Source organism: Paenibacillus antri, from assembly GCF_005765165.1.
In the GTDB taxonomy this organism is placed as follows: Bacteria; Bacillota; Bacilli; order Paenibacillales; family YIM-B00363; genus Paenibacillus_AE; species Paenibacillus_AE antri.
The window spans coordinates 554,639-569,552 of record NZ_VCIW01000001.1 but is presented as its reverse complement, the minus strand read 5'-3'; the positions used below and the strand labels follow the sequence as shown (position 1 = coordinate 569,552).

General features: G+C 61.9%; 11 protein-coding genes. All 11 read left to right on the top strand.

What is annotated here, in order from left to right:
* The first annotated feature begins 67 nt into the window (after positions 1-67).
* The 11 genes from FE782_RS02165 (at position 68) to FE782_RS02115 (ending at position 14,882) form a co-directional block, all read left to right on the top strand.
* A complete protein-coding gene (locus FE782_RS02165) occupies positions 68-1,540 on the top strand; it encodes a PAS domain-containing sensor histidine kinase (protein ID WP_138192023.1) in 1,473 nt (490 codons plus the stop codon).
* Positions 1,541-1,566: 26 nt separating this feature from the next.
* Complete coding sequence (locus tag FE782_RS02160; RefSeq protein ID WP_138192021.1) at positions 1,567-2,370, top strand: helix-turn-helix domain-containing protein; 804 nt, start codon at positions 1,567-1,569, stop codon at positions 2,368-2,370.
* A gap of 79 nt (positions 2,371-2,449) precedes the next feature.
* On the top strand, positions 2,450-3,343 hold the full coding sequence (locus FE782_RS02155) for a phytanoyl-CoA dioxygenase family protein (RefSeq protein WP_138192019.1): 894 nt from the start codon (positions 2,450-2,452) through the stop codon (positions 3,341-3,343).
* 174 nt (positions 3,344-3,517) lie between these two features.
* Positions 3,518-5,752, top strand: a complete 2,235-nt coding sequence (locus FE782_RS02150) for a helix-turn-helix domain-containing protein (RefSeq protein WP_158299216.1) — start codon at positions 3,518-3,520, stop codon at positions 5,750-5,752.
* Positions 5,753-5,905: 153 nt separating this feature from the next.
* The gene (locus FE782_RS02145; RefSeq protein WP_138192016.1) at positions 5,906-6,862 is read left to right on the top strand and encodes an ABC transporter permease; all 957 of its coding nucleotides are present in this window, start codon (positions 5,906-5,908) and stop codon (positions 6,860-6,862) included.
* A gap of 13 nt (positions 6,863-6,875) precedes the next feature.
* Positions 6,876-7,751: a carbohydrate ABC transporter permease gene (locus FE782_RS02140; protein WP_138192014.1), complete on the top strand. Its 876-nt coding sequence runs from the start codon at positions 6,876-6,878 to the stop codon at positions 7,749-7,751.
* A gap of 36 nt (positions 7,752-7,787) precedes the next feature.
* Positions 7,788-9,449 (top strand): extracellular solute-binding protein, encoded by a 1,662-nt coding sequence (locus tag FE782_RS02135; protein WP_138192012.1) that lies wholly within the window; start codon positions 7,788-7,790, stop codon positions 9,447-9,449.
* Positions 9,430-11,691, top strand: coding sequence for a hypothetical protein (locus FE782_RS02130; RefSeq protein ID WP_138192010.1), 2,262 nt, complete (start codon positions 9,430-9,432; stop codon positions 11,689-11,691). Before FE782_RS02135 ends, FE782_RS02130 begins: the two co-directional genes overlap by 20 nt.
* Complete coding sequence (locus FE782_RS02125) at positions 11,688-13,406, top strand: DUF8769 domain-containing protein (protein ID WP_138192008.1); 1,719 nt, start codon at positions 11,688-11,690, stop codon at positions 13,404-13,406. The genes FE782_RS02130 and FE782_RS02125 overlap by 4 nt, the downstream gene beginning before the upstream one ends.
* The gene (gene bglB, locus FE782_RS02120; RefSeq protein ID WP_138192006.1) at positions 13,403-14,485 is read left to right on the top strand and encodes a beta-galactosidase BglB; all 1,083 of its coding nucleotides are present in this window, start codon (positions 13,403-13,405) and stop codon (positions 14,483-14,485) included. Before FE782_RS02125 ends, bglB begins: the two co-directional genes overlap by 4 nt.
* Positions 14,486-14,579: 94 nt before the next feature.
* On the top strand, positions 14,580-14,882 hold the full coding sequence (locus FE782_RS02115) for a hypothetical protein (protein WP_138192004.1): 303 nt from the start codon (positions 14,580-14,582) through the stop codon (positions 14,880-14,882).
* Positions 14,883-14,914 lie beyond the last annotated feature (32 nt).

Here is a 14,914-nt window from a genome sequence, read left to right as displayed (position 1 = left end):
CCTTTTCGATGGGGTAGAAAAGGTCATAAGGAAAATCGCATATCAGACAGACTGCGGGGATGGACCAATGGATCAAGCAAGCTTACTGCGATCATTCGAGCTGGAGTTTCGCGTCGCCAAGAATCCCGCTTTGTTTGAGTCTTTGTTACACCGGATTTTCACGTTGAGTTCGGAAATTATCAGCATCACCACGTTCGAGGAGGGCCTCTGCCTCTATGCGAACGATGCGTTCTTCGAAGTCGTCGGCTTTCGCAGAGAAGATATTATCGGCCGGACGTTCGATCTATGGGCGAACCCTTCCGATCGGAAGGAACTGGTCCTCATGTTAAAGGAGCGGGGCACAGTCAGAAATTTCGAATCCGACTTCTTGGACGAAGCCGGGAATATCCATCACGCGCTGCTGAATCTGCAGTGCGTCGAGATCCTTGGCGTGCAGTGCATCTTAACCGTCGCCAGAGACATTACCAAAGATCGAGTACAGATGAAGGAGTCGCTTCATATAGAGCTGCTGGACGATCTGCGGCAAGCGCTTAAGTCGCTGCCGAATCTCGTCTTCCGCCTCGAGAAGGACGAGAACGGGATGCTCGTCTATACGTTGTCCGAGGGCAAGATCGCCGAAGCGATGGGACTGACGACGGAAGCGATCTATGGGCGAACCGTACCGGAGCTGTTCCCTCCCGAGATTTACGCCGTCGCGGAGCCGCATATCCGGAGGGCGCTGAACGGAGAGCATACCGAGTTCGAAATCGAGGTCGGCGGCGTCGTCCTCCACAAGCTTATGTCTCCCTATTACGAAAACGACCGCATCAAAGGCGTCGTCGGCGCCGCCATCGACATCACCGAGAAGCGAAAGCTGGAGACGCTGCTCCAACGTTCCGAGATGAGCTCGGTCTTGGGCCAGCTCGCCGCGGGAGCCGCGCACGAAATCCGGAATCCGCTTACGGCGATCAAGGGCTTCGTTCAGCTCGCGGGCGAACTGTTCGATCGAAGCGGCAACGCCAAGGGCCGCGAATACATCGACATGGCGATGGCGGAGCTGTCTCGCGTGAACGGGCTCGTCACCGAGATGTTATGGCTGCGGAAGCCGAAGGAAATCCGTTACGAGCCCGTCTCAGTCCCGAAGCTGCTGCAGGAGATGGTCCCGCTCCTGCATGTCGAGGCGAACATCAAGTCGATTCAAGTGCTGCTGCATATGGAAGACGTTCCCGACATAATGGCCAAGAGCGATCTGCTGAAGCAAGTCGTCTTGAATCTATGCAAGAACGGGATCGAGGCGATGAACGAGGGCGGCAGCCTGCATCTCTCTTCCTGGTCGGCCGGCGGGAAGGTGTTCGTCGGCATTCGCGATACGGGACCCGGAATCCCGGCCGAGCTGCAAGGGCAGCTGTTCACGCCCTTCCTGACGACGAAGCCGACGGGCAACGGACTCGGGCTGTTCATCTGCAAGCAGATCGTGCAGGATATGAACGGAGACATTCAGATCGAGTCGAGCCCGCAGGGGACCGCGGCGACGCTGTCGTTCCCCGCGGCGCCGGCTTGAAGGGGCGATGCGAAGTGCCGATCCGGATGAAGAGTTTCATAGGCACGCATGACGAGCGGTGGCAGGACGATCGCATGTACCGTCACGACAGCTTGGAAATCACGTTCATTATGGAGGGGAGCGGCCGGTTTCGCACGGAGGCCGAGGAGATGTCCGTCGAAGGCGGGCAGGTCGTGTGCATCCGGCCCGGCACGCTGCATTCCTTCCATGCCGTCACGCCGATCCGCTTCGGCGTCATCTTGACGGAGGGGGCCGAAGGCGTCCAGCTGGCGATGTTCGAAGCGCTGCTCGCGGGGAAGCCGTACGCCGACATTCGGCTGTCGCCCGCGCATCGGGAGCGGTACGAAGCGTTGTTTCGCCTATGGCTCCGCGTCTTGTCGGCTCCGGCGAAAGACCCCGAGGCGGTGTATTCGACATGGCTGCAGCTGTTCTTGGTGTTCTTGTCCGAAAGCGACGGCGCCGCCGGGCGGGAGGTGCTGTCGGTCGCGCGGGCGGCGGAATCGATTCGACAGCGCTTCCGGGACCGGCTGTCCGTAGGGATGCTGGCGAGCCTGTGCGGCTTGAGCGAGGACGGCTTCCGCAGGCAATTCTATCGGGCGTACGGCATGACGCCGAAGCAGTTCCAACAGCAGTGTAGAGTGTCGGAGGCGAAATGGATGCTCAGCTCGACGAGCCACAGCGTGCAGGAGGTCGGCGAAGCCGTCGGCTACGCGACCGTCCACGCCTTCTCCGCTTGGTTCAAGAAGGAGACCGGCCTGGCGCCGACGGAATGGAAGGCGACGCTGACGCTGAACCGGTCGGGCGGGGCGGACCGGTCCATTTTCGAGTAAAAGGTATCGACTTTCCCGCAAAGACGTCTCTTCCCCATACGCTTATGATAGAGGCAGGAACACGCGAAGGGGTGCGGCGATGAAAACGAAGATGGGCCAGGTTGAATTGACGTGGGGGACCGACGTCGTAGAGCTGAAGGAGTCGAACGACGTGCTCGGCGATGTCGAAGCGCTGCGGAGGAGGCTGCGGGAGGACGGGTATTTACTTATTCGGAACTTCCACGATCGGGAACGGGTGCTGAAAGCTAGGGGAGAGTTTCTTGCGGCGCTGCAGACGATGGGGCGGCTCGACCCGCAAGCCCCCGTCGAAGAGGGCGTCATTCACCCGGACAACAAGAGCGGGATGTGGGGCGGCGGCGCGGAGGAGCTTGTCGAACGCTTTCCTACGTTCATCGACGTCGTGAGCAGCGAGCGGACGATGCGGTTTTTCGACGAGCTGTTCGGAGAGAAGGCGCTGACGTACGACTACAAGTGGCCGCGGGCCATCGCGAACGGCGCCAACACGGGCGCGCATTACGATATCGTCTATATGGGCAGAGGCACGAAGGACGTCTACACGATGTGGACGCCGTTCGGCGACATCCCGCCCGAGCAAGGGACGCTGGCGCTGCTGCTCGGCTCGCAGCATTACGAAGCCGTCAAGCAAAGCTACGGCCGGATGGACGTCGATCGGGACAACGTGGCGACCGGCTTCTTCACGGAGGATCCGGTCGAGTTGATCGAGAAGTTCGGAGGCGTCTGGGCGTCGACGTCGTTCCGCGCGGGGGACGCGCTTATCTTCGGCATGTTTCTGATGCACGCGTCGTTCAACAACGAGACGAACCGGTACCGGATCAGCAGCGATACGCGGTACCAGCGCGCTTCCGAGCCCGTAGACGAGCGGTGGGTCGGCCGGAAGCCGAAGGCGCATTACGCGTGGGGGAAGACGCCGCCCAAGCCGCTGAGCGAAGCCCGGAAGGAATGGGGCGTATAAAGCGATAATAGGGGAATCATACGCGAGGGTCCGCCGAGAGGCGGGCCTTTCTCGTTTTTCGCGGACGGAAGGGAATGATGTGCATGGATCGGAAAAGTGTGCATACGGAAGCGGATGGCATCCAGCTTCTCCCATGGTACACTTGGGGGACAATCGCTCGACGGAGGAATCGGAATGCGAAAATCGTGGTTCTATAAGCTGTTGTTCTCCTACCTGCCGGTCTTCTTCATCGTCATCTCCTTCCTCATCGCGGTGTTCTTCTTCAGCGTGGGCGAAATTACCCGCGAGGCGGCGGTGACGGTGAACCGCGGGGCGGCGGCGCATACGCTCGAGGTCGTAGACCACTCGCTGCGGTCGATCGAACAGATGATGATCAAGGAATTGATGACGACCGACGGCATACAGAATTTCTATAACGAGACGCTCTGGGACGAGCCGTTCCACCGGATGGTTCGTCCTTCGGACAAGCTGCGGGACATCGTCACCCAATTCCCGATGATTCACTCCATGTACATGGTCCGATGGGAGGACGAGACGGTGCTGAGCGTCGACGCGGCACTGCCGCTCTCGCGCTTCGAGGATCGGGCGTTCGTCGAATCGTATCTCGAGACGGGCGACGGCTCGCGATGGACGAGCCTCCGTCCTTATAAGGAGTTAACGAATCAGAACGCGACCGACGTCGTTACGCTCGTTAAGCCGTACCCGGTGCCGGCGGGCGATCAGGGCGTGCTCGTCGTCAACGTGCGGGGCCAATCGGTGCGGCAGCTCGTGCAGGAGATGTTCGACTCCGGCTTCCTGCAGGCTTTGCTCGTGGACCGTGCGGGCGACACGCTGTTCGCGACCGGCTTGGAGCCGCTGCCGACGGGGCGAACGTTCACCGAGGCGCAGTCCGATTATACCGGGTGGATTATGAAGAGCCAGATTCGGGGCGGCGCGTTTTACCGATTCGCGTCTTCCTTTAATAACGTGCTTCTGTCGAGCGGTCTCGCGGCGATTATCGCGGCCGTCTTCTACATTACCTATATTTCCAAGCGCAATTACCGCCCGCTCGCTTCGCTGACCGAACGGGTGCACGGGTATGCGCAGTTGAAGGCGGAACAGCTGCTAAGGAACGGCGGGAAGGACGAGTTCGCGTTCATCGAGACGGCGCTCGACCAGATGATCGAGCAATCCGACGAGCTGCTCGGCCAGCGGGAAGAGCATCTGCAGTCGAGCAAGCGGCAGTGGGTGAAGGATACGCTCGAAGGCGACTACGACACGGTGTCGGAGCGGGCGTGGCCGGACAAAGCCGAGCGGTACGGCTGGAACGCGCCCCGCGTCAGGGCGGCCGTCCTCGTCGTCGAGATCGATCGATATATGGAATTTTGCGAGCGGTACACGAAGCGGGACCAATCGCTGCTGAAATTTCTGCTCGGCAACGTCGCGCACGAAATCGCGCTGCAGCATGGGGCGCACATCTTCGGCGAATGGCTGACGGCGAACAAGTGGAGCGCGTTCCTGCAGCTGAAGGAAGGACAGACGACGGAGGACGTGGCGATGCTCGCGCAGGGCATCGTGACGTGGATTCAGAGCAACGTGGATTTCCAGGTGACGATCGGACTCGGGGACGTCGTCGCCCGCGCCGAGGACATCAGCGCGTCATACGAGCAAGCGCTCCATGCGCTGCAGTATAAGATGACGCTCGGCAACTGCCGGGTCATCGGCCATTGGGAGGCGCCCGATCCGTCGGACGCCGCGAGCCGCGGCGGCATGGCGGACTTCCGCGGGCTGACCCAATCGTTCAAGCTCGGGGAGCCGGAGTGGGAGACGCATTACGAGCGCTTCGTCGAAGAGCTGCGAACCGGCGCGTCGCCGAAGGAGGAACTGCTGCATCAGGTCAACTACTTGGTGTATCAGCTGTCCCGCGAGCTGTCGGAGCTGAACGCCGATTACCAGCGCATCTGGTCGGAGGAGGCGGCGCCGCGGATTCATCGGCTGCTGAAGCATTTCGATACGTTCGAGGAGCTGCGAACGGGGCTTGGCGGCATCTTGACCGACGCGCAGCGCCGGATGGCCGCGCTGCGGGAGGAGCGCACGTACTCGTCGACGATGAAGGAGGTTCGGCGGTATATCGCGGACAACTTCAGCAATCCGGATTTGTCTCTTAACCATTTAAGCGATGCGTTCGATTTAAACCCCAAATACGTGAGCCACTTATTCAAGGAGGAATTCGGCGAGAAGTTCGTCGAGTACTTGGCGGGCGTCCGCATGGAGCAAGCGAAGGAGCTGCTCGCCGCGACGACGCTGTCGATTCAGGAGATCGCGCTGCGGGTCGGATATACGCATTCCTTTTCGTTCATCCGCATGTTTAAGAAGATCGTCGGCCTCACGCCGGGAGATTACCGGAAGCAGGCGGCGCCGCCGTCCTGAGCCGAAAAGTGCGCAGCATAAGAAAATGGTGCATCCGGCGTGATCCGAATATTGTGCAACCGCCGAGAAAGATGCGGATTGCCGGTCGACGGAGCCCGGGGCTATAGTGGGAACCAGATCGATCGACATTCCATCTTCCCGAAGAGAGGTGACATGCGCTTGGATACGGCCGAGGAGACCGCTGGACGTCGCACCCCATTGCAGCTAGAGCGTAAGGTCGACCGGAAACGGCTTCAACAAAACATTCCTTATTTTCTCATGTTCATCCCCGTGATCGCGTATTTCGCCATATTCAAATACGCGCCGATGGGAGGCCTCGTCATCGCGTTCAAGGACTACAACTTCGCGGACGGCGTGTTCGGAAGTCCTTGGGTCGGGTTCGGGCAATTCGAGACGCTGTTCAGCAATCCGCAGACGCTGCAAATCATCCGCAATACGTTCGTGCTCAGCGTGTTAAGCTTGCTGATCGGCTTCCCGTTCCCGATTATCCTGGCCATTCTTCTGAACGAAGCGCGGCGGATGTGGTTCAAGCGGTGGGTGCAGACGTTCGTGTATTTGCCGCATTTCTTATCTTGGGTCATCGTCTCCGGCATGGTGATCACGATCTTCGCGACCGAGGGCGTCATTAACGACCTGTTGGCCCCATGGCTGGGCGAGCCGATCGCCTTCTTGTACGAGCAGGGCTCGTGGCTGACGATCTTCATCGGATCGGGCATCTGGAAGGGAGCAGGCTGGGGCGCGATCATCTATCTCGCGGCGCTGTCGTCGATCGACCCGAGCCTGTACGAATCCGCGAGCATCGACGGAGCGAACAAGTTCCGGCAGATCGCGCACATTACGCTGCCGGGCATCGCGCCGACGATCGTCATCGTCTTCATCCTATCGGTCGGCAACGTGATGGAGGTCGGGTTCGACCAGGTGTATACGCTTCAAAACTCGGCCGTCTTCTCGATGTCCGAAGTCATCAGTACGTACACGTACAAAATCGGCTTGCAGCGCTTGCAATTCAGCTTGACCGCGGCGATGGGCTTCTTCGAATCGATCATCGGCCTCATTCTGGTGCTCATGACGAACGCCGTAGCCCGCCGGTTCGGGCAGGGCTTATGGTAGGAGGGGCGGCAACATGAAAGCTACATTCGGGGAAAAGGTGTTTTACGGCGTCAACTACGCGATCCTAGCCTTGATCGGGCTCAGCTGCATCCTGCCGATGATTCATATTTTGGCGCTGTCGCTCAGCGACGCGCAGGCCGTCGTGTCCGGACGCGTCGTATTTTGGCCGGTCAACGTAACGATCGAGTCGTATCGCAATCTCATCGTCGGCACCGATGTCGTGAACGCCTTCAAGAACAACGTCATCCTTACCGTCGTCGGTACGGCGCTGAGTATGGCGTGTACGATCATCGCCGCGTATCCGCTGTCGCGCCGGGACATGTACGGCAGGCGCTTCTTCACCTTGGCGATCGTCTTTACGATGCTGTTCTCGGGCGGCATCATTCCGCATTACCTCGTCATCAAGTCGCTCGGCCTGCTGAACTCGTACGGCGCGATATGGCTGCCGGGATTGGTAAGCGTATTCAATATGCTGGTGTTGAAAACGTACTTCGAGAGCATGCCGCTCGAGATGGAGGAGGCCGCCCGCATCGACGGCTGCAACGAGTGGCGGCTGCTGCTGCGCATCGTGCTGCCGCTGTCGCTGCCGGTGCTCGCCGCATTGACGTTGTTTTACGCGGTCGGCTTCTGGAATCAGTTCATGAACGTGCTGCTGTTCATGAACGATCCGTCGAAGTACAACTTGACCGTCATGGTGCAGCAGATGATTCGAAGCCAGTCCATGCTGCAGGAGCTTGCGAACCTGCAGCCGGAGGACATCATGAACATGACGCCGGAGACGATCAAATCCGCGGGCGTCATCGTCATGCTCGTGCCGATGCTCGTCATCTATCCGTTCCTGCAGAAATACTTCGTCAAGGGCGTCATGATCGGCGCGATCAAAGGGTAACGGGAAGGCACTTCAATATGGATTAGGGGGATTTCTATGGAAACACGTGCGAGATGGGTAACGGCGACAGCGCTTGTAATAACGGCGTCTTTGCTCGCGGCGGGCTGCTCCAACGGGGGCGGCGGGGAGGCGGCTCCTCCGAAGGAGAGCGGCGGAACGTCGACGGCCGGCGAAGGCAAGACGGGAGATGCGGCGCCGGAGGCGCGAGGCAGCATTACGGCGTCGATCTACGACCGGGGATCGATTCCGCCGGAGGAAGGCACGGCGGACAACAATCGTTGGACGAAGTGGCTGGTCGAGAACGGGCCGGCGGACGTGAAGTTCGTCCCCGTCCCGCGCTGGGAATCCAAAGAGAAGTTCAACGTCATGTTCGCCTCCGGCTCCGCGCCGGATCTCATCTTCGAATACGATACGGCGTATCGGAACGAATTGATCAGCCAGAAGCAGCTGATGCCGCTCAACGATCTGATCGAAGAGCACAGCGTCGAGTATAAGGCGCTGCTCGAGAAGTATCCGCTCCTAAGGAAAGTCGCGACGCGCGAGGACGGCAACATGTACGAATTCGGGCGGCTGAACGGCCTGCTTACGAACCATATTTTCTTCGTGCGCAAGGATTGGCTCGACAAGCTCGGACTCGGCATTCCGCAAACGACGGAGGAGCTGTACGCGGCGGCGGAAGCGTTCGTGAAGCGGGATCCGGACGGCAACGGCCAAGCGGATACGCTCGCGATGGGCGTTACGGCGGTCGGCGACGCGATCCTCAACGAGATATTCCAGAACGTCGGCTATAAGGCGGTAGACGGCGGCCTGGTCAAGACGACGGAAAACAACATCGCGAAACACAATTTCGTGAAGAAGCTGTACGACAACGGCCTGATCGACAAGGACTTCCTCACGGATAAGAACAGCGAGAAGGCGAAGCAGGACTTCATCAACGGAAAGCTTGGCTTCTACGGGGCGAACGGCGGCGAGGCGTACGCGACGTTCACGGCGCTCAAGGCGAATTTCCCGGACGCGAAGGTCATGGCGATCCCGCTGCCGGCGAGCGAATTCGGCCGATTCAGTCCGGTCATCGGCAACCCGGTGCAGGCGACGGCGGCGATCAACGCGAACGCGAAGGATCCGGTCGCGGTCATGAAGTACGTCGACTTCCTCGTCCGCGAATCGACGATGACGACCCTGCAATACGGTATCGAAGGCGAGCATTACAAGGCGGGCGACAACGGCTGTCCGACGCCGATCGATACGGAGAAGAACAAGAAAGAGCAAAGTTGGACGGCCGACTATCGGATGCTGGTGTCCGCCGCGTTGTTCGGCGAATGCGCGCATTTCAAAAATCAGCTGAATCCGGAAGATCCGGTCGATGCGGAATACCTTGAAATCATTAAACAAGCGGATGCGGCTTACCTGAATCCGGAGACGCCGATGGCGGATCTGACGCACGTCGAGCAGATGCCGACGCTGCCGAAGGATCTGCAGCTGATCGTGACGAACACGGCGGAGCAGATGAAGAGCTTCATGCAGCAGGCGCTGATCGGCGGTAGCAAGGTTACCGTCGAGCAAGCGGCGGCGGATTCCCAAGCGTTCTGGGAAAAGGCCGGCGGCAAGCAGGTCGACGACTGGTACGTCGACTGGTATGCGAATCATGCCGAGGATTGGATTTTGACGAAGGACATCTATGAGTTCAAGATCGAGTAGCTTGACGGAACGGTGCGTCTCGTCGCTCGCGCGCTGGGCCGCTTCGGCGGTCCGCGACGCAACTCGGCTGCCGGGGCGGGAGGAATTGACGTGCTACGGCACCGGGTTCGGCAGCTGGGGCGTCCAGACGAATCAGAAGGCGTTCGGGGCGTTCGCGGCGTTGGCCGCGGCGCCCGAGCTGCCGGAGATCGAGGGCGGGCTTGATCGGGAGCGGCTGCACGCGTTGGCGCTCGGGACGCTCCGGTTTTCGCTGGCGTCGCATCTGGAGGGGGACTTCCATTGCACGGACGGCACGAAGTGGGGGCATACGTGGATCAGCGCGCTCGGGGTGGAGCGCATGATGCACGGCGTCGAGGCGATCGCGGACCGGCTGACGGACGACGACCGCGCGATGCTTCGGCGCGTGCTCGTCTCGGAGGCGGACTGGGTGCTCTCGTCGTATCCGGTCGTCGGCCATCCGGACAACGCGAGCGGGAAGAACAAGCCGGAGAGCAATCTGTGGAACGGAGCGCTGCTGCATCGCGTCGCGAGCTTGTATCCGGACCTGTCGCAGGCGGAGGCGTACCGGGAGCAGGGCTCGCGGCTGCTGATCAACTCGATCTCCGTCGCGGCGGACGCGTCGAACGAAGCGGTCGTCGACGGGAAGCGCGTGATGGACCGGTTCGTCGGGGACAACTTCTTCCCCTCGTACGCGCTCCATCATCACGGCTATTTGAACGTCGGATACATGGTCATCTGCTTGTCGAACGTCGCGATGCTGCATTTCGACTTCAAGCGCCGGGGCTTGCGGCCGCCGGAGGCGCTGTACCACCGGGCCCGCGAACTGTGGGAGCTGGTGAAGCGATTGTTGTTCCCCGACGGGAGGCTGCTCCGGATCGGAGGAGATACGCGCGTGCCGTATACGTACTGCCAAGATTACATGATCCCGACGTGGCTGCTCGCGGAGGATCTATGGGGCGAACGGTGCAAAGGCTGGATGTCGGGCTGGCTTTCGCTCGTGGAGCGGGAGCAGGCGGCGAACGGCGACGGTTCGTACTTGTCCGTGCGCTGCCGGACGCTGGCCCGGCGGTCGCCTTACTATTATACGCGGCTGGAGTCGGACCGGGCGGTGACGCTTTCGATGGGGGCGTACTGGGGAAGGGAGGCGTCGGCCTCGGTCGGGGATGCCGCGGGAGAGGAGCGCTTCGCCTGGTCGGACGCGTTCCACGGCGCGGCGTTCCACCGCAGTCCGAAGCGGATCGCGTCTTGGGTGTGGAAGGCGGCGGAGAAGCCGCAGGGGCTGTGCCTGCCGCCGGGCGACAGCAGCCTCGCGGAGTGGCGCTGGAATTTGGCCGGGCGAATCCATGGGCTGGGCAATCATCCCGTGCACGAGGTGGCCGCGCATCGGGAGCGCGAGTTTCCCGGCGGATTTCTTACCTGCGGCGTGCATCATATCTTTACCGAGAAGCTGCTCGGCGAAGGGATGCCGCGCGAGCGGCTCGCGGCGCAGCGAACCGCGGTCGCCGCGCTGCCGGACGATACGACGATGATCGTGCTGCAGCATGCCGTCTCGCCGGTGCGCAGCTATGCCGAGGCGGTGATGAGCCTGCATCTGCAAATTCCGAACGACCTGTTCAACGGCGGGCGGCGGACGCTGCACGCGGAGAGCGGGACGCGAGTCGTAGAGGGGGCAGGTCATTCGCGGGAGGAGACGCTGTCGCTCGATTCGGCGTGGGCGAACGTCGAGGACGCGATCGGCGTCGTCGCCGTCTACGGCGGCGGGCTTACGCTGTATCGCCCGGGCCGGCGCAATATCGCCCCGAAGCGATACGCCGATCGGGGGCATGACGACGGGCTCGGCACGCTGTACGCGGACGCGCTGTGCATCGACGCGGAGCTGGGGTTGACGCGGCGGGAAGCCGGCGAGCCGTACTTCGACGTCGGCGCGGTCGTCCGATCCAGCGAGACGCATGACGTCACCCGGGCGTTCGCCGCGGGCGGCGGGGCGGTCGCGGTTCGGTGCGGCGCCGCCGCGCTGCGGGCGGTCGCGGTCCGGGGCGCGGACGGCGCGGGGTACTTGTTCGTCTGGAATGTCGCGGACGAAGCGGTCGAGACGGAGCTGCGGCTGCCTTACGGGAGCGGGTTGTTGTCGGAGCTTGGGACGGAGGAGCATCGGGAAGCGAATGCAAGCCGGATGCGGGTCGAGGCGGGAGACGCTCGCTTGTTTCGGATTTTGGACACCGACGGAGGGGACGACGAATGAACGAACACGATCTGCTGCTGCGGGAACTGGAGCGACAAGAGGCGGCGTATAACGCCGCGATGCGGGCGGTGACGGAGCCGTTTACCAGTCCGGGCTACCATACGACGCTTACGGAGGACATCGGCGAAGTCCATCGAACGCGGACGGCGGCGTATTACGCCCTCGCGCTGCTGGACGGCGGTCTTCCGCAACATCGGGAGCGCGCGTTCGAGGTATTGACGCGGCTCGTGGAGGCGCAGGACACGAATCCCGAGAACAAGACGTTCGGCATCTGGTCTTGGTTTTACGAAGAGCCGCTGACGCAGATGGCGCCGCCGGATTGGAACTGGGCGGACTTCATCGGCAAGCCGTTGTTGTTAACGCTGAAGCGCCATAGCGGCACGCTGCCGGAGGCGCTTCGCGGTTCGATCGAGCAGGCGGTGCGCAACGCCTGCCAGGCGATCATCCGGCGCAACGTCGGCCCGCATTACACGAACATCGCCATCATGGGCGCGTTCGTGACGCTGTGCGCGGGCGAATGGCTCGGCGACGCCGACGTGGAGGCGTACGGGCTCGCGCGGCTTCAGCGCTTCTACGACTACACGATGGAGAGCGGGACGTTCCAAGAGTTCAACAGTCCGACGTACACGACGGTCGCGATCGAGGAGCTGTCGAGCATCCTCACGGAGACCGGCAGTCCCGTTGCGCGTCGATTGGCGGAAGAGCTGCTCGACGTCGCGTGGGCGATTGTAGCCGAGCGGTTTCATCCGCGCACCGGACAGTGGTCCGGCCCGCACGCGCGCGCGTACTCGGAGCTGCTGCAGCCGCACGTGCTGTCGTTTCTGCAGCATGCGCTAGAGGGCCGGGTGACGTGGCTGCCCGAAGAAGCGTTCCACTACCACACGATGTGGTACGGGAATCGGATTCGCTGCCCGGACAAGTTCGTCTCTCGCTTCGTCGAGCCGCGCACCTCGAGCTTAGTTCAGCCGCTGCTCGTAGACGCGGGCGGCAAGCAGCGATACGCCGTCACGTACGCGACCGAGGACTACAGCCTCGCGACGGTCAGTCACGGCGATCTATGGAACCAGCGCCGGAGCCTGTTGGCGTACGCCGCGACGCCGTCCGGCCCGGTCTACGTGCATCTGCGCGCGCTGCATGACGGCTACGATTACACCGGCGCTTGGCTGCTCGCCGCCCAGCGGGACGGTCGCGCGCTGTTCGCGGTGCACTTCGCTACCGACGGCGGCGACCGGCATCCGAACCTGCATCTCATCCGGGACGGGACGATCCGCGCGAAGGACCTGCGGCTGCGCTTCGAAATCGGCGGCGCGATCGAGTCGGTCGAGGCGGATTGGCTCCCGCGGGACGGGGCGCTTCCGCGCTGCGTCGGCCGAATCGGCGAGCTGCCGATTACGGTCGATCTGGGTGCGGCCGCGTTCGGAGGGCATGCGATCCGATATGAGATCGCGCGGGAGAACGGCACGATCGGCGTCGACGTGATCTTGTACGAAGGGGAGGCGCAGGACATTCGCCTCGCGGCGCTCGAGCGGGCGATCGTCGCCGGTCAGTTCGCGCTCGGCGCGTCGACGGCGCCGTACGTCGCCGCGACGGACGGCGAGACGTGCACGCTCGAGGCGGACGGCATGCGCATCGCCGCGCCGGTCCGTCCCGCGCCGATTCGCGAGCTGACGGAACGCAGCATCGCGGCGACGGGGCAGACGGAGGTGACGCCATGAGCGCGCCCTTGCAGCTCCAAGTCGCGGACGTACAAGAGCGGATCGATAGAATCGTCCATCAGCTGCAGCATCTGAAGTCGGACCGGAACGAAGACGGGATCCCGATCGGCATCATCTCCATGGAGAACTGGGAGTGGCCGCAGGGGGTCGCCCTGTTCTCGCTATACTTGTACTACAAAGAAAGCGGCAAGCCCGAGCTGCTCGACTTCTTGACCTCCTGGTTCGACCGCCATCTGGCGGCCGGGACGGTGCCGGAGAAGAACATCAATACGATGTGTCCGATGCTGACGCTGAGCTTTCTCGTCGAGGAGACGGGGCGGGAGGATTTCCGGGAGCTCTGCCTGGAGTGGCTCGATTACGCGATGAACGAGCTGCCCCGCACGGAGGAAGGCGGCTTCCAGCACATCGTCTCGGGGCGGACGAACGAAGGAGAGCTGTGGGACGATACGCTGTACATGACCGTGCTGTTCACGGCGCGTATGGGGGTGCTGCTCGGCCGCGACGATTGCGTGCAGGAGAGCGTTCGCCAATTTCTCGTCCATCTGAAATATTTGACCGATCCGGTGACGGGGCTGTTCTTCCACGGCTGGTCGTTCGCGGACAAGAGCTACTACGCCGGGGCGCTCTGGGGCCGCGGCAACGCTTGGTATACGGCGGGCTTGGTCGATTACCTCGACATCGTCGATCTGCCGCTCGGCGTCAAGCAGTTCCTGCTCGGCTCGCTCGAGCGGCAGGCGAAGACGCTATCGGCGCTTCAAGCGGACAGCGGACTGTGGCATACGCTGCTGACGGACCCGACTACGTACGAGGAGACGTCCGCGACGGCAGCCTTCGCGTATGGAATCCTAAAGGCGGTGCGCCTCGGCTACTTGCCGGAGATCTACGCCGCCGTCGGCTGGAAGGCGGCGCAAGGCGTCATGGGCCAAATCGATGAGAACGGCACCGTGCAAGGCGTCTCCTATGGCACCGGCCTTGGCCGCGACCTCGACTATTACCGCGGCATCCCGGTCTGCCCGATGCCGTACGGCCAGTCGATGACGCTGCTGATGCTCGTCGAATGCTTGAAGCATCGTTCATGAGCAAGCAGTAACGGTTATTTTGCAAAATGCAAACGGTTGTTCCCGTCCGAGGCCGGTGGTATAATACCAGTACTACGGGCCGGGGGGCGTTCGGATGAGCGAAGAGCGGTTGGAGCGCATCGAGAACCACATCGTTCAGTTGATTCAGATGGTTGCTCAAAATAATAAAGCTGTTCTGGGATTGGAGCAGCGGTTCGACGGACTGGAACAGCGCTTCGACGGACTGGAACAGCGCTTCGACGGGCTGGAGCAGCGGGTCGCATCGGAGAGCGAGGCGAACCGGCTGAGGCATCTCGAGGTCATGGGTCAGCTCCGGAACGCGAACGCGGACGTCGATTATTTGCGCAACCAGGTTTCTAAGCATGATATGGAACTTCATAAGATAAGAGAAAAGTGACAGGAATATCTGGGGAGGGTTCGCCGAACGGC

What these genes read in the sequence shown, in the direction of transcription:
- FE782_RS02165 (WP_138192023.1), top strand. Translation starts at nt 68, where the DNA reads ATGGATCAAGCAAGCTTACTGCGATCATTCGAGCTGGAGTTTCGCGTC.
- FE782_RS02160 (WP_138192021.1), top strand. Translation starts at nt 1,567, where the DNA reads ATGAAGAGTTTCATAGGCACGCATGACGAGCGGTGGCAGGACGATCGC.
- FE782_RS02155 (WP_138192019.1), top strand. Translation starts at nt 2,450, where the DNA reads ATGAAAACGAAGATGGGCCAGGTTGAATTGACGTGGGGGACCGACGTC.
- FE782_RS02150 (WP_158299216.1), top strand. Translation starts at nt 3,518, where the DNA reads ATGCGAAAATCGTGGTTCTATAAGCTGTTGTTCTCCTACCTGCCGGTC.
- FE782_RS02145 (WP_138192016.1), top strand. Translation starts at nt 5,906, where the DNA reads ATGCGCTTGGATACGGCCGAGGAGACCGCTGGACGTCGCACCCCATTG.
- FE782_RS02140 (WP_138192014.1), top strand. Translation starts at nt 6,876, where the DNA reads ATGAAAGCTACATTCGGGGAAAAGGTGTTTTACGGCGTCAACTACGCG.
- FE782_RS02135 (WP_138192012.1), top strand. Translation starts at nt 7,788, where the DNA reads ATGGAAACACGTGCGAGATGGGTAACGGCGACAGCGCTTGTAATAACG.
- FE782_RS02130 (WP_138192010.1), top strand. Translation starts at nt 9,430, where the DNA reads ATGAGTTCAAGATCGAGTAGCTTGACGGAACGGTGCGTCTCGTCGCTC.
- FE782_RS02125 (WP_138192008.1), top strand. Translation starts at nt 11,688, where the DNA reads ATGAACGAACACGATCTGCTGCTGCGGGAACTGGAGCGACAAGAGGCG.
- bglB (WP_138192006.1), top strand. Translation starts at nt 13,403, where the DNA reads ATGAGCGCGCCCTTGCAGCTCCAAGTCGCGGACGTACAAGAGCGGATC.
- FE782_RS02115 (WP_138192004.1), top strand. Translation starts at nt 14,580, where the DNA reads ATGAGCGAAGAGCGGTTGGAGCGCATCGAGAACCACATCGTTCAGTTG.